At 62.4% G+C, this 19,426-nt stretch carries 18 protein-coding genes; 7 read left to right on the top strand and 11 right to left on the bottom strand.

Annotated elements, in window-relative coordinates; genetic code table 11:
* Positions 1 to 6 precede the first annotated feature (6 nt).
* From I5S59_RS01070 to I5S59_RS01050, 5 genes are all read right to left on the bottom strand, one after another.
* Positions 7 to 873, bottom strand: a complete 867-nt coding sequence (locus I5S59_RS01070) for an SDR family NAD(P)-dependent oxidoreductase (protein ID WP_197874998.1) — start codon at positions 871 to 873, stop codon at positions 7 to 9.
* A complete protein-coding gene (locus I5S59_RS01065) occupies positions 866 to 1,384 on the bottom strand; it encodes a nuclear transport factor 2 family protein (protein ID WP_197874997.1) in 519 nt (172 codons plus the stop codon). Before I5S59_RS01065 ends, I5S59_RS01070 begins: the two co-directional genes overlap by 8 nt.
* Before the next feature lie 101 nt (positions 1,385 to 1,485).
* A complete protein-coding gene (locus I5S59_RS01060) occupies positions 1,486 to 2,310 on the bottom strand; it encodes an aminoglycoside phosphotransferase family protein (protein ID WP_232239508.1) in 825 nt (274 codons plus the stop codon).
* 139 nt (positions 2,311 to 2,449) lie between these two features.
* A complete protein-coding gene (locus I5S59_RS01055) occupies positions 2,450 to 3,067 on the bottom strand; it encodes a TetR/AcrR family transcriptional regulator (protein WP_197874996.1) in 618 nt (205 codons plus the stop codon).
* Positions 3,068 to 3,071: 4 nt separating this feature from the next.
* Positions 3,072 to 3,518: a MaoC family dehydratase gene (locus I5S59_RS01050; RefSeq protein ID WP_197874995.1), complete on the bottom strand. Its 447-nt coding sequence runs from the start codon at positions 3,516 to 3,518 to the stop codon at positions 3,072 to 3,074.
* Positions 3,519 to 3,632: 114 nt separating this feature from the next.
* Between I5S59_RS01050 and I5S59_RS01045 the strand changes: the two genes are divergently transcribed.
* Together I5S59_RS01045 and I5S59_RS01040 are read left to right on the top strand one after the other, a co-directional pair.
* Positions 3,633 to 4,016, top strand: a complete 384-nt coding sequence (locus I5S59_RS01045; RefSeq protein ID WP_197874994.1) for a tautomerase family protein — start codon at positions 3,633 to 3,635, stop codon at positions 4,014 to 4,016.
* A gap of 216 nt (positions 4,017 to 4,232) precedes the next feature.
* On the top strand, positions 4,233 to 6,248 hold the full coding sequence (locus I5S59_RS01040) for an alkyl/aryl-sulfatase (protein ID WP_197874993.1): 2,016 nt from the start codon (positions 4,233 to 4,235) through the stop codon (positions 6,246 to 6,248).
* 105 nt (positions 6,249 to 6,353) lie between these two features.
* Here I5S59_RS01040 and I5S59_RS01035 read toward each other — a convergent pair whose 3' ends face one another.
* From I5S59_RS01035 to I5S59_RS01010, 6 genes are all read right to left on the bottom strand, one after another.
* On the bottom strand, positions 6,354 to 7,283 hold the full coding sequence (locus I5S59_RS01035; RefSeq protein WP_197874992.1) for a p-hydroxyphenylacetate 3-hydroxylase reductase component: 930 nt from the start codon (positions 7,281 to 7,283) through the stop codon (positions 6,354 to 6,356).
* Positions 7,284 to 7,353: 70 nt separating this feature from the next.
* Positions 7,354 to 8,523 carry a p-hydroxyphenylacetate 3-hydroxylase oxygenase component gene (locus I5S59_RS01030; RefSeq protein WP_128323596.1) on the bottom strand — a complete coding sequence of 390 codons (1,170 nt, stop codon included), beginning with the start codon at positions 8,521 to 8,523 and terminating at the stop codon, positions 7,354 to 7,356.
* 169 nt (positions 8,524 to 8,692) lie between these two features.
* A complete protein-coding gene (locus I5S59_RS01025; RefSeq protein ID WP_197874991.1) occupies positions 8,693 to 9,502 on the bottom strand; it encodes a response regulator transcription factor in 810 nt (269 codons plus the stop codon).
* A 75-nt stretch (positions 9,503 to 9,577) separates the two neighbouring features.
* A complete protein-coding gene (locus tag I5S59_RS01020; RefSeq protein ID WP_197874990.1) occupies positions 9,578 to 10,918 on the bottom strand; it encodes an MFS transporter in 1,341 nt (446 codons plus the stop codon).
* A 112-nt stretch (positions 10,919 to 11,030) separates the two neighbouring features.
* Positions 11,031 to 11,219 carry a DUF2783 domain-containing protein gene (locus I5S59_RS01015; protein WP_197874989.1) on the bottom strand — a complete coding sequence of 63 codons (189 nt, stop codon included), beginning with the start codon at positions 11,217 to 11,219 and terminating at the stop codon, positions 11,031 to 11,033.
* Positions 11,220 to 11,229: 10 nt separating this feature from the next.
* Positions 11,230 to 12,930, bottom strand: a complete 1,701-nt coding sequence (locus I5S59_RS01010; protein ID WP_197874988.1) for an FAD-dependent monooxygenase — start codon at positions 12,928 to 12,930, stop codon at positions 11,230 to 11,232.
* A gap of 181 nt (positions 12,931 to 13,111) precedes the next feature.
* Here I5S59_RS01010 and hisN point away from each other — a divergent pair, with 181 nt between their 5' ends.
* The 5 genes from hisN (at position 13,112) to I5S59_RS00985 (ending at position 19,424) form a co-directional block, all read left to right on the top strand.
* Positions 13,112 to 13,903 carry a histidinol-phosphatase gene (gene hisN, locus I5S59_RS01005; RefSeq protein ID WP_197874987.1) on the top strand — a complete coding sequence of 264 codons (792 nt, stop codon included), beginning with the start codon at positions 13,112 to 13,114 and terminating at the stop codon, positions 13,901 to 13,903.
* A 239-nt stretch (positions 13,904 to 14,142) separates the two neighbouring features.
* On the top strand, positions 14,143 to 15,195 hold the full coding sequence (locus I5S59_RS01000) for an ABC transporter substrate-binding protein (RefSeq protein WP_197874986.1): 1,053 nt from the start codon (positions 14,143 to 14,145) through the stop codon (positions 15,193 to 15,195).
* Positions 15,196 to 15,210: 15 nt separating this feature from the next.
* Positions 15,211 to 15,831 (top strand): glutathione S-transferase C-terminal domain-containing protein, encoded by a 621-nt coding sequence (locus I5S59_RS00995; protein ID WP_197874985.1) that lies wholly within the window; start codon positions 15,211 to 15,213, stop codon positions 15,829 to 15,831.
* Between the two features lie 42 nt (positions 15,832 to 15,873).
* On the top strand, positions 15,874 to 16,953 hold the full coding sequence (locus tag I5S59_RS00990) for an AraC family transcriptional regulator (protein ID WP_197874984.1): 1,080 nt from the start codon (positions 15,874 to 15,876) through the stop codon (positions 16,951 to 16,953).
* Positions 16,954 to 17,066: 113 nt separating this feature from the next.
* On the top strand, positions 17,067 to 19,424 hold the full coding sequence (locus I5S59_RS00985; protein ID WP_197874983.1) for a TonB-dependent receptor: 2,358 nt from the start codon (positions 17,067 to 17,069) through the stop codon (positions 19,422 to 19,424).
* The last annotated feature ends 2 nt before the right edge of the window (positions 19,425 to 19,426 follow it).

Raw genomic sequence — 19,426 nt, 5'->3', positions numbered from 1 at the left:
GCTTCGCTACTCGACAATCGCCGGGTGTGCCTGCACCGGGCTACCGAGCATTTCGCGATAGGACGGCGGCTGTTTGCCGTCCAGGTCGACAATGCCGTATGCCAAGGCCGCTTCCGCGCCGATCAGCACCTGCCCCGATTGCGTCATGCGGTTGGGGTCGGCATACAGCGCGTGAATGACCTTGCCGGTGAACTCCGGGCTTTCCATGACGAACGAAAACTCCTCGTAGCGCTCCGGGTGGTCTTCCAGTGCGCGTGTGGTGCGCTCGGTGCGCAACGGGCCCATCCAGATGGACACCGCCGCGACGTCGTAGGGGCGCAGGTCCACGGCCATGTCCTTGGCGAACTTGTCGACCCCGGCCTTTTGCGCGCCATACGCCGCGCCGTGCATGTAGCAGTTCGCGCCGAATGAAGAGGTAAAGGCAATCAGCCCGCCGCGCTGCCTGGCCATCAGCGGCGCCGCATACCAGCTCGCTACATAAGCCGAACGCAAACCGACGTCGAGGATGTTGACCAGGTCGAGTGACTTCTCCCAGAACGGGCCGGGCTCGATCAGTTGGTCGTGCAGAAACGTCGCGTTGTTGACCAGGATGTCGAGCCGCCCGCTTTCGCGTTCTACCCGTTCGAACAGGCTACGCACCTGCGTGTCATCGGCATGGTCACAGGCCACGGCGATGCCCTTGCCGCCTAACGCGTCGATCTCGCGCGCAGTTGCGTGGATCGTGCCTGGCAGCGGTGCGTCGCCCTCGTGCTGAGAGCGGCCTGTGACGTAGACCGTCGCCCCTGCCGCGCCGAGTGCGAGGGCGATGCCTTTGCCGGCACCGCGCGAGGCGCCAGTGACGACGGCAACGGTTTTGCTGTGCGGGTTATTCATTTGCGTCCTCCAGTACGGCGCTCGGCTGAATCCCGGCAAAGCGCACGCCGGGTACGGTGTCTTGGTAGCTCGCTACCAGCGTAGAGGTCACAACGCAGCGCGTGGCGCTGATTTTCCACTGGCCATCGACCTTGCGGTACGCGTCCTCATAGGTTGCACCGAGTTGCGTAATGACGCGCTCGCGGGTGTCGATCATCTGGTAATGCAGGCCCCAGGTACCGCGGGCGTGCGTGTCATCAAGCACATCGATCTGCGGGTTGACGCCGTGGTGCATCTCGACCACGTGAGGGTGGCAGCCCAGTGCTTCGAAAATTGCCACCAGCTGGTCGCGATCTTCGAAAACACCGATGCGACCGTAGTCGATATGCACCGGGCCTGGCGCGAAACAGTCGCGCATGCCCTGCGGATTTTTCTGGTCGCAACAGGCCAGATAGCGCGCCTTCAGCCGACGAATTGCCTCGGCGTCTTCAAGCGTGCGCAAACGCGCTTCCAGTTGATCGATGGCGGTCATGGCGTCTCCTTGAGTGGTACCGGCCCGTGTGTCCGGGCTCCATGGTACAAGCGCGGCCGCAGCGGCTTATCACCCAAACAGACGATGTGGTTTTCAAAGACTCATGGCGATGCGCAGGCGTCTGTGCGCAGTGCCGACGCTGCCAGTCTGGCCACCTCGAGCCTGCTGCCTGGTTCGGCGTGGTCTTCAAGCATCCAGGCTGCCGACAGCCCCGCCCAGGCGAGCACCCACTGCAAAAGTCGTCGCCGATCAATACCAGAAGCTGCGACGATGATTTCGATCCGCCGCGCGAAGGCTCCCGGGGCAAGCGCACTGGCTTTGTCGGGATTGCAAAGGATGTTCGCGTAGTCGAATCCTCGCTCGCCATACAGCCCTTTGGGATCAATCGCGAGCCACCCGGATGCATCGAAATCCAGCACATTGCCGTGATGAATGTCGCCGTGCAGTACGACAACGTCGCGCGCAGTCGCCAACAACTCGCTGGCAGCGTTTGCACTGTGCTCAAGGATGCCGCCATGAACGGCGGCGGCTGGCCCTAGCGCTTCGAACCATTGCGCAAGTGGAACCAGCTCGGGAATCGGTTTGGCGCGTGGTGCATGAAGGCGGGCAGCTACCGCACAAAGGATACGTGTGGCCTCAGCATCCCGGCCGTCGTTGACCATTTGTATTAGCGAGGCCGAGCCTTGCGCACGCTTCATCAGCAAGGCCCCACGTTCATGGGCCAGCACCGGCGCCGCGCCCTCTCCGTCCCACCAGGACATCAGCAGGTTACCTGCCTGTTCTTCCGGCTCGTGCGAAATCTTCAGAATGGCTGGCACACCGTGCTGGCGGACTGGCAACAGGTTGCCGTTCAGCGAGACGAACGCCTCTCCGTCGATGGTCAGGTCCCAGCGTTTCAGGTAGTCATCAAACAGTGGTTTCAGCAAAAAAGCCTCTCTCTCCCCGCACCTACAGAAAGCCGCTCCCACAACCGCACAACACGTAGGAGCCAGGCTTGCCGGCGAAGCAGACGCCGCGGTATGCCAGTATTACAGCGTCATCGTTGTACGCGGGCAAGCCTCGCTCCTACAGCCGCCCGCTGCGAAGAGGCCGGCCCGGTTGACTGGCCGCCTTGTTCACCGCAGCCTCCATCTGTTTGACCCAGGGTACATCGCCAACCGCCTGCGCAAGCAAGCGCGCGCCCACCATCGCGGCAAACAGCACCCTGGCCTTGTCCTCGTCCTCAGCGTTGGCGGGGCTGCCATCGGCACCGGTCATCTCGCTGACGAAGGTTTCGAACAGTTTTTCCGTTCCCGACACATACGCCTCGGCGCACGCCTCATTGACCTCACCGGTTACCACTGGCGCTGCGAACGCCACCAGCGGGCACCGGTTGCTGGTAGCGCGATTGCGCAGGTATTGGCGCACCAGCGCCGAACAGCGGCTTTCGTCCGCCGCATCGGCACGCTGGTAAACCTGCTGCCAGGCCTGCCTTGACTGATCGAAGGCCAGGGCAAAGGCCTCGGCCACCAGGGCATCTTTGGAGTCGAAGTGCTTGTAGAAGCCGCCCACGGTCATGGCGTTGGCCGCCATGACCTGGGCCACCGAGACATTCTCCACGCCCGACTCGCGAAACAGCCGGCAGGCGGTCTCGACAATTTTCGCCCGGTTCTCCTGCGCTTTTACCTGCGACGAACGTCCCACCGCCTTAAGCCTCCCGCTTGAAGCAGACGATCTTGCTGGTCATGCGCTGCAACGCCTCACCGCGCTGATTCGAGGTGACACACTCAACCACCACCATGCCCCTGTCGGGCCGTGAGCGCGACGGTGTCACGCTGACAATGGTGCTGTGCGCACGCAACTGGTCGCCGGGGCGCGTCGGTTGTGGCCAGGTGACGTCGGCATTGGCACCAATCACACCACGGGCAAACGGCAGGCTGGCCACCAACAACCTCATGGTGATCGCGCTGGTATGCCAACCGCTTGCGGCCAGCCCTTCAAAGAACGTGTCCTTGGCAAGCGTCTCGTCCAGGTGAAACGGCTGCGGATCGAACTCGCGGGCAAAGCGGATGATCTGCTCGGCATCCAGCGGGTACGGCTCGCTGGTGAAGGTATCGCCTGGCGCCAGGTCTTCCAGATAGATCGGCTCGCTCATGTCTTGGCTCCTTGGAAAGTTGCAGCGGCTTGCGCAAATAGATTACGTCCATTATCTTAATTTTCGCAACCCCGGTTTAGCGTCTCGTCTGATCACTTGTCCAAGGAGCCTCCCATGCCTCTGGTACGCATCGACATCAAAAGACACCCCGACCCCGCTCACCTGCAAACCCTCGGCAAGGTCGTTTACGCCGCGCTGCGCAGCACCATCAACGTCCCGGAGCACGACAACTTCCAGGTGCTGACCGAGCACGACGGCGAGCGCCTGGTGTACGACCCGCAGTACCTGGGCATTCAGCGCACCGATGGCCAGGTGTTCATCCAGATCACCCTCAGCGAGGGGCGCACAACAGATCAGAAGAAGGCGCTGTACCTGGCCATTGCCGAAGGGCTGAACCGCGAGGCAGGCGTGCGCCAGGAGGATGTATTCATCAGCCTGGTCGAGGTGCACAAGGAGAACTGGTCATTCGGTAACGGCATCGCCCAATACGCCATCTGAATCGCAGTGGACCGATTCCCTGACGAAGTGCTGGTCGCATGACAAGGACGTCTTGCAAAGGCCAGCAGTGATCGCGAAAGGGAATCTGAATCGCAGTTCTCGTAGCCAAAAGTTGCAAGCCTGCCCTTCACTACTAGTCTCCTTCTTGAAATTTCCCAGTAGCACGCTGGCAGTTGCCTCTCGGGGTACAGCGCATCAAGCAAGAAGGAACTTGAAATGAAAGTGATCGCTCGAACCTCGCCTGCCACTAACGCTTCGCCAGGAATCTGGAAACTCAGCACCTCGGTCCTGCTCGCCGCGGCCATTGCCATGAGCACCCATGCCTGGGCTGCTGAATCGCCAAAACCCGCCACCGAGGCCACCAAGGCGGCTAACGATGCGCTGCTCAAAGAGCTGCCGTTCAACGACAAGACTTCGTTCGAACTGGCGCACAAAGGCTTTATCGCCCCATTGCCGGCCGAGCCGATCAAAGGCCCGAACGGCAACATGATCTGGGACCCGAACAAGTACGGTTTCATCAAGGAAGGCGAAACCGCACCGGCCAGCACCAACCCCAGCCTGTGGCGCCAGTCCCAGCTGATCAACATCTCCGGTTTGTTCGAAGTCACCGATGGCATCTACCAGGTGCGCAACTACGACCTGTCGAACATGACCATCGTCGAGGGCAAGGAAGGCATCACCATCTTCGACCCGCTGATCTCCAGCGAAACCGCCAAGGCAGCACTCGATCTCTACTACAAACACCGGCCGAAAAAACCCGTGGTCGCGGTGATCTACACCCACAGTCACGTTGACCACTACGGTGGTGTACGCGGCGTGATCAATGAAGAAGACGTCAAGGCCGGCAAGGTCAAGGTCTACGCACCAAAAGGTTTCCTCGAGCATGCGGTGGCCGAGAACGTCATGGCCGGTACGGCCATGAGCCGTCGCGCCAGCTACATGTATGGCAACCTGCTGCCGCCGAACGAAACCGGTCAGCTGGGCGCAGGTCTGGGCACCACCACCTCGGCCGGTACCGTGACCCTCATCCCGCCAACCGACATCATCGAAAAGACCGGCGAGAAGCATGTCATCGACGGCCTCACCTACGAGTTCCTCTACGCGCCGGGCAGTGAAGCGCCGGCCGAAATGCTCTACTACATCAAGGAGAAAAAGGCCCTGAACACGGCCGAGGACTCCACCCACACCATGCACAACACCTACTCGCTGCGCGGCGCGAAAATTCGCGAGCCGCTGCCGTGGTCCAAGTACCTCAACGAAGCGCTGAAGATGTGGGGCGACGACGTCCAGGTGATGTACGCCATGCACCACTGGCCGGTCTGGGGCAACAAGGAAGTCAAGGATCAGCTGTCGTCACAGCGCGACATGTACCGCTACATCAACGATGAAACCCTGCGTCTGGCCAACAAGGGGTACACCATGACCGAAATCGCCGAGCAGGTGAAACTGCCCAAGTCGATTGCCGACCGTTTCTCCAACCGCGGCTACTACGGCTCGCTGAACCACAACGTCAAGGCCACCTACGTGCTGCACCTGGGCTGGTTCATCGGCAACCCGGCCACCCTGTGGGAGCTGCCACCGGATGAACAGGCCAAACGCTATGTCGACATGATGGGCGGCGCCGATGCCGTACTGAAAAAGGCCAAGGAGTATTACGACAAGGGTGACTACCGCTGGGTGGCCGAGGTGGTCAACCATGTGGTGTTCGCCGACCCGAACAACCAGGCGGCGAAGAACCTGCAAGCCGACACCCTGGAGCAACTGGGGTACCAGGCCGAGAGCGGACCGTGGCGCAACTTCTACCTGACCGGTGCGCAAGAGTTGCGCAATGGCGTGCAGAAGCTGCCAACACCGGACACCGCCAGCCCCGACACCGTCAAGGCGATGGACCTGGACCTGTTCTTCGACTTCCTGGCCATGCGCCTGAAAGGGCCTGAGGTGGGCGACAAGCACATCACCCTGAACCTGGACTTCACTGACCTGAAGCAGAAGTACACGCTGGAGATGGTCAACGGTGTACTCAACCACACCGAGGGCGCGCAAGCGAAGGATGCCGACGCAACCATCACGCTGACCCGTGACACCTTGAACAACATCATGCTCAAGCAGACCACGCTGAAAGACGCGGTCAGTGCGGGCAAGGTGAAGATCAACGGCGACGAGGGCAAGCTTGATGAGTTGATGAGCTACATGGACAGCTTCGACCTCTGGTTCAACATCGTCACACCCTGATTTACCCGCCGATGCCTGATGGCATCAAGGCAAGCCGCCGGCAGTTGCCGGTGGCTTGCCTGTTTTCTGCAACACTGATGCAGTTGACGTTAATCTCTGGCCCATTCAGGTCCCTTGAATCACACCCTTTAGCACCGCTTTGAACGCCTCGATCTGCGCCGCGTCAAACTGGGCGAACACTTTCTGCTGCTGCTCATGGGCAATCGCCCACAGGCCTTCGGTTTCATCAATGCCCTTGACCGTGAGCCGCACCCGCTCCCCTTCGTCGGTGACCAGGCCCTTGCGCTTGAGGTTGGCAACCGCCTCGACAATCTCCCGCGCCGGCATCGCCACTTCGCGCTGCAGGTCGGTCATGTTCAGGCCCGCATCGTTCTCCAGCACCATCAGCATGCGTGCTTCGCTGGTACGCAAGCCGGTGGACAGCTGCCGCGGCTGGTAACTGGCCTGATAAGTGCGCAGCGCCTGGGTCATCAGGTAATACAGGTTATGGCTCAGGCGTCCCTGGAAATGGCTGCTGGGCGGCTGGCCTTCTTCACGGCGGGTCATGCGCGTGTGCGGCAAGACCATGGAATAGGCACCCTGGTGATAGAGCAACGGCGAGCGCCCGCAATCATCAAATGCCACGACTTTACCGATCATGATCCAGTGATCGCCACCGTCGACCTGCTGGTACTTTTCACAGTGAAAACGCGCCGCGCAGTCGGCCAGCAGCGGCGCACCACCCTCGCCCGTTTCGAATTCGATGTCGGCAAAGCGGTCATCCTTAGGCTTGGCAAAGTTGTTCGACAGGTCAATCTGGTCGGCCGCCAGCACATTCACCGCAAAGTGGCTGGCGGCTTCAAACACCTCGTGGCTGCTCGAACGCTTGTCGATACTCCAGAGAATCAGCGGCGGCTCCAGCGACACCGAGTTGAAACTGTTGGCCGTAACGCCGACCTTGCGGCCATCCGCGCTCGCAGCAGTCACCACCGTGACGCCAGTGGCAAAGTTGCCCAGGGCGCGGCGAAACGCGCGGGTATCCAAAGCAGTAGACATGCAAGACTCCTGGGCCTTCGTTGAAGGCCACAGTTATTGTTGTAGGCACAGGATTGAGCGTATCAGCAGATCAGACCATCGTCGGATCAGGCTCCAGGCCCATCAGCTCACGGCCGAGGATCTGCGCGCAGACGTCATAGTCGGTATAGGCATGGGCGCCGGTGAGGTGCGCGTCGCGGAACAGCCGTTGCAGCTCGTTGGTTTCGAACCAGGCGCCACCGCCGGCGGCCTCCATGAGGCGGTCCACGGCCTGGATGCACATTTTGGTGGCGTAGCCCTGGTTGGTTCGCCAGAACGCCAGGGTTTCCCGGCTCGGGTATTGGTGGCGCTCGCCATGCTCGGCGTGTTCCTGCCAGGTTTTCTCCAGAAAGGCGCGCGCCGCCGCTACCTGATGCGTGGACTCGGCCAGGCGCATCAGCGCCGGCGTCGCCGCGCCGACCGCAGCGCCAGTGTAGGCGCGTACACGGTTCCTGGTTTTTTCGCGGAACACCTCGAGCATGCGCTCCGCCACACCGAGGCTGACGGTGGCGAAGCCACTGGCGAAATACGGCCGGTAAGGCGAATAGAAAATCTTGCTATCGGGGTACAGGCCAAACCCGGCCGACTTGCCTTCCATCATGTCCTTGGCTTTCTGGATGCGGTGTTCGGGCACGAAGGCCTGGTCGATGATCAGGGTTTTGCTGCCGCTGCCACGCATGCCGACGGCGTACCAGTCATCGCGTATTTCATAGTCGCGACGGGGCAGTACGGCAAAGCAGTAGTCCTGGGTACCTTCAGCGTTGGGGCGGCGAAAACCGACGATGGCCCACTCCGCATGATCGCAACCGCTGCTCCAGCCCATCTCGCCACTGAACATCACCCCGCCCTCCACCTCTTCGGTGCGACCGAAGGGGGCGATGCTGCTACTGGCGGTGGCATCCGGGTTGTCGCCCCAGATTTCCTGCTGGGCGCTGGCAGCGAACATCGCCAGTTGATGGCTGTGGGTGCAAAGCAGACTCATGGCCCAGGCGGTGCTGGCGCAGGCGCCTGCCAGCAAGGCAATGCAGTCGGCGAACTGCGGCAGGGAAATCTCCATCCCGCCGAAAGCTTTTGGCTGGAAGGCGCGGTGCATGCCGATGCTTTTCAGCAGCGCGATGTTCTCGGCAGGCACGGTTCGATCCTGCTCGGCCTGGAACGCTTTGGCCGCAATGGCCGGCAGCAGGGGCTTGAGGTCTTCGAGCAGAGGGTTTGGCTTTTTCATGGCGTGACTCTTGTTATTGTGGCGTCTGCAAATCCCGTGCGGCCCCGCGCACCGTTGTCGCTTGCGGCGCAGGGAGTAACGGCGATCCGTCCTGTTTACCGGGTCAGTATGCGTAGCCAGGCCGCGATGAAAAATGCACGTTCCGGACGGAAAATTGTACTTTCCGTGGTCAGGCCCACTCGGCCCGCGTGGCCAGCCCGAACAACTCACGCAAACCGTTGATACCGAGCTTGCGGTACAGGCGTTTGACGTAGGTGGCAGCGCTGACCGGGCGAACGCCCAGGTGTTCGGCGATGTCGTCCACCTCCAGACCGCTGAGCATCAGGCGCAACAGCTCCTGTTCGCGCAAGGTCAGTTCCACGTGCTGCTGCCTGATCACCCGCTCGGCGAGCAACAGCGGCATCTCGTTGGCCTGCAGGTAGGCGTGGTAGTGCAGGCGCACGGCCTGGATCAGCAGCGGTGCGAGGGTTTCCAGGTAGTTCACTTCCCGTTCCGAGAAGCGTCCGTGCTCGCGGCCCCGGTAGAAGTTCACCGACAGCCAGCGGTTGCTTTCACAATGGGTAAGCAAGGCCACCCGTTCGGAAATCTGTGGCTGCTCGTAGCAGATGCGTCGGTACTCGCCGGGCGCGATGTCTTCAATGGACTGGCGCTGGACGATGGTGTTGTGCACGGCGCTGCTCTGGTTCATGACCTGCTGGTTGCCGTCCAGGCCAAAGAAGCGCTGCACATACGTGCTGGAAATCACCGGCAGCGACACTTCCCGCGCCCGGTCCGCAAAGGAGAACACCTCAGGGTTACGCCGCTTTGGATAGGCAAAGATGGTGCACTGCGCCAAGGGTACACCCGGGCCGATGACCTGCAGCAGGTCGGCGGCCAGAAACCGGCTGCGGTTCACCCCGATCCTGGCCAGCAGGTTGGCGGTGTGGCCGAGGTTGAGGCTGTGTTCACTGCTGCCGGGACGCAAGGGCCAGTACTGCATGACGGGTTCTCTCCGGGTGTCGGGCGCAGGTGGTGTGGGATTGCCAACAGCACCTGCCCGGCACTTTATCATCGTTCAGCGCGAAGTCTCGGGCGCGGCGATGGGCAGTCGCAAGGCCAGCAGCGCGCCGAGGATCATCAGCACGGCCGCATAGACAAAACCCGAGCCGAAGCTTGAGGTCAGGTCTTTCAGCCAGCCGATCACCAGCGGGTTGACGGCCGAGCCAATGTTGCCCACCGCGTTGATCACCGCAATGCCCACGGCGCGCGCGCGAAAGCTCAAGGCCTGATCGGGCGTGGTCCAGAAGATCGACATGGCGCTGTAGGAGCCGCTGGCAGCCATGCACACACCCAGCAGTTGCACCACCGGAACGTTCGATAGCGCGGTAAATACCCAGCCTGCCGCCGCCAGCAGCATCGGCAGCACCAGGTGCCAGCGCCGCTCACGGGTGCGGTCTGAATGCAGGCCCCAGACGACCATGAGAATGATGGTGCAGACTTGCGGAATAGCGGCCAGAAGACCGATCGACGCGTTGCTGCTCCCGGTGTTGAAGCTTTTGACGATCAACGGCGTCCACACTGCGATCATCGCCAGGGTGTTGACCAGGCAAAAATACACCAGGCAGAACAGCAGGATGTGCGGTGAAGCCAGTTCGGCCCAGACACTGCGCGCAGGCTGCGTAGCACTTGGCGCTGACGCCTGCCGATCGTTATCCAGCGCCGTTTGCAGCAACGCTTTTTCTTCGCTATCAAGCCAGTTCGCCTGTTGCGGGCGGTCATCCAGGTAACCGAACACCACGCACCCCATCAGCACCGAGGGCAACCCTTCGAGCAGGAACAGCCATTGCCAGCCCTTCAACCCCCAGAGGCCGTCCAGCCCCAGAATCAGGCCCGACAGCGCGGCACTGAAGCCCGCCGTGAACGGCATGGCGATCATGAACAGCGCATTGGCCCGGGCCCGGTAGGCCGTCGGAAACCAGAAGGTCAGGTACAGCAGCACGCCGGGCAGAAAGCCTGCCTCGGTCACCCCGACCAGGATGCGCAACAGGTAGAGCGACGTGGCATCGGTGGCAAACAGCGTGCACGTAGAGGCCAGGCCCCAGGCGATCATCAGGCTGCCGATCCAGCGCCGGGCGCCGATACGCGCCAGGGCCATGTTGCTGGGAATGCCACAGGCGATGTAGGCGACGTAGAAAAAGGTGCTGGCCAGGCCGAACTGGGTGCCGCTCAAGCCCAGGTCGCCCATCATCGTCAGGCCGGCGAAGCCGATGTTGATGCGGTCCAGAAACGACAGCACAAAGCAGACAAACAAAAAACCGATCAGCCTTTTCGAGACCTTCTTGCACACCTGCTGGTAGCGGTCTTGCACACCGTCCACGGCCGAGGTGGCAGCACTGACAAGGGGGCTGCGAGTCATTGGGGACTTCCTGATTATTGTTATAGGTAGGCGCCCGCTCTCACACCTGTGGGAGCAGGCGTAGCCTGCGATGGGCCGCGTAGCGACCCCCTTGGCCTTGACTGGCGGTTGATTACAGGTCGAGCAACGCGGTGCGGGTCAACGCCATGAACTGCTCGGCATCGCCAAGGGCCTGGGCACTGAGCAGCGCCAGCTTCACCAGAAACAGTTCGCGCTTGCCTTCAGCGGCCTGGTCCAGGGCGTCGGCGAGCTGGTCATAGACCGCTTCAAGGTCGGTGATGGTCAGTTGTTTGTGGTCCATGCGGTTGTCCTCACTCATTGCCCAGGGCCGTTACGATGGCGGCGCGCAGTGCCTGGCCGCTGAGTTGCTGCCAGCGTGCGCACACGTGCTGGTCCGGCCGCACCAGATAGGCACTGCCCGCCTTCGCGCCGTATTTGCCGCGCAGGTGACCGTTGTGATCGTCGATCACCCCGTCCGCACCGCTGATTGCGCCTTGCCGATTGCCGGTCACCGCCAGTACCTGCAGCGGCACACCCTGCTCGCGCAACGCGTGCACCTGCGCCTGAATGTCATCCGGTACCTCATGGGCATCGGTGAAATACAGCAGGTAGAACGATGCCCCCAAGCGGTCGAAAAGGAACTGGTCTTCACCGAGGCGAATGTTCAACAGCGGTGCGCCCTGGTGCGGGCCGCAGGTGTACAGCTCGTTGTCGTCGCCCTTGCAGTTGAGCGCCGAGTCAACGTAGTCATGGGGCCGGGAGGTGCGCCAGTGATACAGAGGGCGCACGAATTCCTGTGTCAGTGACAACGACAGCACCGCGTCGCGCACCAGACAATGGCCCGGGGTTGGCGGGGTCATGAAGCGCGTGCTCTTGCCGGCTTCGGCAATGATCTCGCGCGCGGCCCCTACCCGCTCCGCGCTGTAGGAAGCGAGCAGGCCCGGACCGGCCACGCCCTTGAGGGTCAGGGCCAGTTTCCAGCCCAGGTCATGGCAGTCCTGGAAGCCGGTGTTGGCCCCTCGAACGCCGAAAATCGGCAACAAATGGGCGGCATCACCGGTGAAAATCACCCGATCATGGATGTAGTCCGGCAAGGTAAGCGCCCGCGCCGAGTACACCGAGCACCAGTCCAGTTCCCATTGCGGGTCCTGCACCCCGACGATGGCCAGCTGGGCATTGATGCGCTCGCGCAGGGAGTCGGCAGACAGGGCTTGCTCCGGTGTCTCGTCGCGCGGCAACTGATAGTCGATGCGCCAGATATTGCCCGGTTCGCGGTGCATGAGCACGGTGTTGCCCGGGTTCCAGTGCGGGTCGAAATAGGCCAGGCGTTCGGTGGGCAGGTCGAGCTCGATCTTGATGTCGGCAATCACAAAGCGCCCTTCATAGGCGGCGCCTTCCAGTTGCAGGCCCAGCAAGCTGCGAATGGCCGAGCGCGCACCGTCGGCGGCAATCACCCAGTTGGCTTCCAGCCTGTAGTCACCGGCCGGCGTATCGATATCCAGCGTTGCGTAATCGCCGGCTTGAACCAGCGCGGTAACCTTGTTGCCCCAGCGCAATTCGATCAACGGGTTGGCCGCACAGGCGTCGACCAGAAACTGCTCTAGGCAAGGCTGTTGCAGGTTGGTCATCGGCGGGAAACGGTCGTCCGCGTCGTGGGGCGCCTCCATGCGGAACACCCGCTGGTTGCGGTAGAAGGAGTTGCCGAAACGCCAGCCCAGCCCCGCCGCCGTCACCTGCTCGGCGACGCCGACCTGCTGGAGGATCTCCAGGGAGCGGCGGGTAAAGACAATGGCGCGACTGCCTTCGCTGACCTGGCGTTCAGCCTCCAGCACGATCGACGGAATGCCGTAGCGGGCCAGGTCCAGCGCCGTGGTCAGGCCGATCGGCCCGGCGCCGACGATCACCACGGGGCGACGCTCGACCTGTGTGGCGTTCACGCTGGCGGTATGGGCAGGGTAAACCTGGTAATCGAAATAAATTGAGCGACGAGGCTCGGCGAGCGGTGTGTGCATCGCAGTGCATCTCCGGTTTTTATGTTTATTGGCCTGAGCCGTTCGGAATTGCAGAGGACTGTAAGCGCTGCACGACAAATCGATGTCCCCTTGAGGAGACAACTTTGCACCGGCACCAATCGTGGCCTGGCGGCGCATCAGCTATGATCGCTGCCATCGCACCGACCCGAGGACACATTCGATGCCGCTGACCGCAGATCAACTCGCAGAATTTACGGCCTTCGCCGAACAACTGGCCGACGCCGCAGCCGAGGCCATTGCCCCGTATTTTCGCGCCACCCTTGAGGTCGAGGACAAAGGCAGCCGCCTGTTCGACCCGGTTACTGTGGCCGACAAAGCCGCCGAACGGGCCATGCGTGAATTGATACGCGCCCGCTACCCGACCCACGGCATTCTCGGTGAAGAAGAAGCGGCCACCGTTGGCAGCAGCGAACTGACCTGGGTGCTCGACCCCATCGACGGCACGCGCGCCTTTATCACCGGCTTGCCGCTGTGGGGCACGCTGATTGCCCTGAACGATGGTCAGCGCCCGGTACTGGGGGTGATGAACCAGCCCTTCACCGGCGAACGCTACATCGGCACGCCGGCGGGTGCCTGGCGCAATGGCGCGGCGCTCAAGACCCGCGCTTGCGCCGGCCTTGCCTCGGCGCGGTTGATGTGCACCACCCCGGACATGTTCGACAAACCCGAGCAACGCGCCGCGTTCGACGCGGTATCGGCCCAGGCGCAACTGCTGCGCTTTGGCGGCGACTGCTATGCCTACTGCATGCTGGCCTCGGGGTTCGTTGACGTGATTATCGAGGCCAGCCTGCAACCTTACGACGTACAGGCATTGATCCCGATCATCGAAGGCGCCGGCGGTGTCATGACCGCCTGGGATGGCTCGCCGGCCCACAACGGCGGCGCCGTGATTGCCTGTGGCGATCGTGCCCTGCATGCGCAACTGGTTGAGTTGCTGCGTCACGCGGCGTAAGCGCTAGAGGTTACTGCTCAATACTGGCAGTCAGTCCACACCGGGACTGACTTGCCGGCGCTCGCTGCCATGCATAATTTTTATGCCTTACAGGCATTGCACACGCAGGCTTTGTACTTCCGCGCATATACCAAAAACGACTAAAAATAATTTTTTAATTATTTTATTTATCAATCTGTAGCCCGCTATACCTGCGTCCTCAGCCCAGCACCCCCGCTGGCATTTGCAGGAGCATCCGCATGATTCGGGCAAAATCATTCCTTCCCAAGGCTGCACTTACCCTCGCGGCATTACTGGTCTCCAGCCTGGCCTGGGCGGACACGGTCAAAGAAATCCGTATTGCCGTGCCCGACATCAGCGCCGGTCCGACACCCAGCGGGGCCGGGATTGTCGATGTGCTGCGCGAGCGCCAAGACCTGGAAAAGGAATTTGCCAAAGACGGCATCAAAATACGCTGGGACTTTTTCAAAGGCGCCGGCCCGGCGATCAACGAAGCCCTGGCCAACGGTCAGGAAGACTTCGCCTACCTCGGCGATTTCCCAGCCATCATCGGCAAGGCCAGTGGCCTGGACACCCGTTTGCTCAGTGCCGTCGCGCGTGACGTGAAACTCTACCTGGCGGTGCAACCGGGTTCCGGCATCACCACATTCGAAGCCCTCAAAGGCAAGCGCGTGGCAATCTTCCGTGGCACCGCCACCCAGCTTTCGTTTGCTTCGGCGCTGGCCCACCAAGGCCTGAAAGAAAGCGACTTCAAGGTGGTCAACCTCGACTACAACGCCGCCAACGCGGCATTGGCCGCCAAGCAGATCGACGCGACATGGGCCGGTGCCAACGTAATCGCCCTGAAGGCGCGCGGCCTGGCCGACGTGCCACTGACCACCGTCGACCTGAACGGCGCCGGCAGCATGCAGGCGGTGTTGCTGGGGCGTGGCGCCTTTGTCGATGCGCACCCGGAACTGGTCGCCCGGCTGATCAAGGCGCAGCAGCCGGCCATTGAATGGCTGCGCAACGACGCGCACAAGCAGGATTACATCAATCTGGTTTCGCGGCTCGCCAGCTTCCCGGCGCAACTGCTCGAGACCGACGCTGAAGACCAGTCACTGGTGAAAATTTTTGCGCCGCAGCTCGACGCGCCGTTCCTCGACAACCTGCAGCACAGTGTAAATCTGGCGCTTGAAGCCAAATTGATCCGCAAGGGTTTTGAGGTAAAGCCGTGGGCTGACCCGCGCTTTCTCGATGCCGCCCTGCAACAGCCAGCCACTGCCACCCAAACCCCACAAGCCAGCCGCTGATAACAAGGACTTTCCATGACCACGCTGTTCATTGCCCCAGGTGCCTGCTCGTTCGCCGCCCACGTTGTCGTGCGTGAATTGCAATTGCCCATCACCGTCGAGCGGGTGGTACTCAATCGCGAGGATTCGCCCTATCGCCAGATCAACCCCGCCGGCCGCGTGCCCGCGTTGCTGCTGGATGACCGCACCCTGCTGAGCGAAAACACCGCAATCCTGCCGTACCTGGCCGACCTCAAACCCGGCACGTCCTTGTTCGCACCGGCAGGCTCGGTGGAGCGTGCGCAGATTCAGGGCTGGCTGGGTTACCTGGCCACCGAGGTGCATGTCGGCGCGTTTCGCCTGATCAACCGCCCGGAGCGTTTCAGCAGCGATGAAGCGGCGTTTCCGGGCATCCGCCAGCGCGGCTTGCAACAGCTGGCGAACGCCTTGAAGCCCATCGAAGCACACCTTGCAAACACACCGTACCTGGTGGGTAACCGCTTTACCCTGGCGGATATCTACCTCGGTGTGTTCGTCGGCTGGAGTGCCCGCGCCGGTACGTTGCTGGCGGACTTTCCGGCACTGCAGGCGTTTCTGGGCCGCTACCGCGCGCACGAATCGGTGGCGCAGGCCCTGAGCGCCGAAGGCCTGGCCTGAGCCCCACCGAGGACCGAAACCTGAGCGAGCCGGAGAACCACCATGCCTACCATCGATACCATTGCCACCTGGGCCCAGGTCATCGCCCGCACGCTCGAAGCACGGGGCATTGCCGCTGCCCCGCTGCTGCGCGAGGCCGGTATCAGCCGTTGCAACCTGCATGATCCCAACCAGCGCATCGCGCTCCAGGCCATGAGCGCGTTCTGGCGGGCGGCGCAGCGTGTCAGCGGTGACGAGTGCTTCGGCCTGCTGGCAGCGCAACACAGTTACCCGACCGACTTTCACGGGCTGTTTTTTGCCGCGCAAAGCAGCGCGACGGTGATCGAGGCGCTGGAGCGCGGCGTGCGTTTTGCACCGGTGATCACCACCTCGGCGGCGCTGCGCCTGGTGCGTGGCCCGCACACCACGCAGATGATCTACGGCGTGGCCGCCGGCGCCGAGGTGGAGCAAGTGGCCACCGAGGCGTCGATCGCCTGTGCGGTACGCTTCACCCGCCAGACCTGGGTCGACCTGCCGATCGTGCAGGGTGTGCGCCTGGCGCGCGCCACCCCGGAGGATCCGCAGCGCTGGGTGCGCTTGCTTGGTTGCCCGGTGCGCTTCGACGCCGGCGAAAACGCCATCGAGTACAACAGCCGCTGGCTCGATGCACCGCTGACCACCGCCAATCCGGCGGGGGCCCAGGGGCTGGACAGCGTGCTCAACGACTACCTGGAGCGCCAGCAACGCCTGAACCTGCCGGCGCAGGTGCGCAGTGCAATCATTCGCTACCTGCCGCTGGGCGAGGTTCAGCAAAGCCGCGTTGCAGAGGAACTGGGCATGAGCGTGCGCAACATGCACCGCTACCTGCTCAAGCATGCCACCAGCTTTAAAGCACTGCTCGACGATTGCCGCCGGCAACTGGCGTTCAGTTACCTGCGCCAGACCGACTGCTCGATCAACGAGATCTGCTACCGCCTGGGCTTCAATGAGCCGAGCAGCTTCAACCGCGCGTTCCGCCGCTGGACCGGCGAGAGCCCGGGCAAGTGGCGGCGCGATGATGTGCCCGCGTTGCCCGAGCGCGTTCTGTCACGCTCGGCGTCGCCATCCGCAGCGCTTGACCAGGCACTCGCCATCGCGGTCTAGGTTGCTTGTCTGCCGCGGACCACAGGTTGTCCGCGCAGGCCCCTTTTTCCTTCTTCGCACGCTCTAGCATGGCCTTCATACCGCGTCGCGCGGCAATGAGGAGCCCCCTGTCCATGCAATTACGTTACCCGGCCACTACGGCCCATCGCCTCAAGCCCCTGAGCCTTTCCCTGTGGCTGGCGCTGCCCGGTGTCCTGTGCGCAACAACCCAGAGTTTTGCCGCCGATGAAACCGACACGCCTGCCATCACCGCAGCCCAGGTCGATGACACCACCCCGCGGCTGGAGCAAGTCACCGTCACCGCCCGCCGCCGCGAAGAACAGTCGCAAGACGTACCGACGCCGATCACCACCCTCAGTGGCGAAAACCTGGAAAGCCAGCGCATCTACAAGATCCAGGACCTGCAACAGGCGCTGCCCAGTGTCAACGTCGCCTATGTCCACGCCCGGGTGTCCAGCTTTGCCGTGCGCGGCATCGGCAACAACCCGGCCAGTGACGGCCTGGAAGGCAGCGCCGGCATCTATCTGGACAACGTCTACCTGGGCCGTCCCGGCATGGCCGCCTTCGACATGCTCGATGTCGAACAGCTGGAGCTGTTGCGCGGCCCCCAAGGCACCCTGTTCGGCAAGAACACCACCGCCGGCGTGCTGAACATCACCACCCGCAGCCCGACCTTTACCCCGGAACGCAGCTTCGAAGTGTCCGGTGGGCAAGACGGCTACTTCCAAGGCAAAGGCAGTGTTTCCGGGCCGCTGACCGATACCGTTGCTGGTCGGCTGTCCTTCTACCGCACCCGCGACGACGGCTACCTGAACAACCTCCATGACGACCGCACCCTGCTGGGCGGAGAACGTGAAGGCCTGCGCGGGCAGTTGCTGTTCAAGCCGAACGAGGATTTCAGCCTGCGCTGGATCAACGAATACAACACCGAGAACTCCAGCAGCGGCAGCAGCGTGATCTATGGCGCCGGCCCGCAATTCTGGCGGCGCGCGGCGCTGGTCGGCGCCCACCCACAAGAAGGCAAAACCAACATTGATGGCCGTCAGAATGTCAGCGTGCACCAGAACGCCAGCTCCGTCGAAGCCAACTGGAACCTGGCCGGCGGCTACACCCTGACCTCAATCAGCGCCTACCGCAGCTGGCATTTCAACCCTGCCAACGACGGTGACCAGCTGGAAGTACCGGTGATCAAGGACTTTGGCTACGAAGTGCACGACCGGCAGTTCTCCCAGGAAGTACGCTTGGCTTCGCCCAAGGGCGAGTTCTTCGACTACGTCGTGGGCGCCTATGCGTTCAAGCAAGACCTGGGCAACCGGATCTTCACCAACCTCGGCCCGCTGGCGGACCTCAACCTGATCGGCGCCAACCTCAATGCGCTCAACAACGTCAACAGCAAGACCAACGGCAAGATCGACACCGAGAGCTACGCCCTGTTTGCCCAGGGCACCTGGCACCTGACCGAGCGCCTTGATTTCAGCGCCGGTATACGTGGCACCTATGAAGAGAAAGCCGCCAACGTCCAGCGTTTTGCACCCACGGGCGGCGGTACGCCGGTGGTGATTCCCGGTGTGGTCGACGGCAATGCAATACGCGAGAGCCAGGTCGGCGCCTACGACACCGGCGACCTCAACATGCACAACGCCGCGCCATCGTTTCTGGCCAGCTTGAGCTACCACTTCAACGACGATGTGCTCGGCTATGCCTCGCTGTCTCACGGCGAAAAATCCGGTGGCGTCAACCTCGCGGTCGGTTCCGCGCCCAGCGCTGGCGCCGAGTCGCTGCTGGTCGGCCCGGAGCGCGCCAACGATGCCGAGCTGGGCATCAAAAGCCAGTTGTTCGAACAGCGTCTGCAGCTCAACGCCAACGTGTTCTGGACCGGCGTGAACGGTTACCAGGCGACCACCTACTACCAACCGCCAGGATCGTTGACCGGTTACCAGTTGCTGACCAACGCCGGCACGGTGCGCTCGCGTGGTGTCGAGTTCGAGGCAACCACAGTGCCGGTGCGCGGGCTCACCTTGAACATCAATGGCTCGTTCAACGATGTCACCTACCTCTCGTTCAAGGATGCGCCCTGCCCTGCAGAAACGCCCGGAGCCACCCACTGCGACCTGAGCGGCGAACGCGTGGCCGGCGCTTCGCGCTGGATCGGCAACGTCAACGGTGAATACAAATGGCCGCGCATCAACGGCATCGAACCCTACGCCACCGGTAGCTACGCCTATCGCTCCGACAGCGAAGGCACCCTCGACAACTCCGACCTGTCGAAGATCGACGGCTACGCCCTGGCGAACTTCTCGGTTGGCGCGCGCCTGGACCTGGGCGACGGTTTGCTCGACGCCTCGCTGTGGGTCAAGAACGCCTTCGACAAACAGTATTACCTGGCGGTCGGCAATGGCTCCAACGGCCTGTACACCGCCTCCCCTGGCCAGCCCCGCACCGCCGGTGCGACTTTACGTTATGACTTCTGAGG

Origin of the sequence: Pseudomonas alkylphenolica (assembly GCF_016009175.1) — a bacterium.
Lineage (GTDB): Bacteria > Pseudomonadota > Gammaproteobacteria > Pseudomonadales > Pseudomonadaceae > Aquipseudomonas > Aquipseudomonas alkylphenolica_B.
The sequence above is the reverse complement of the archived record's forward strand: the minus strand, read 5'-3'. Positions and strand labels throughout refer to the sequence as shown.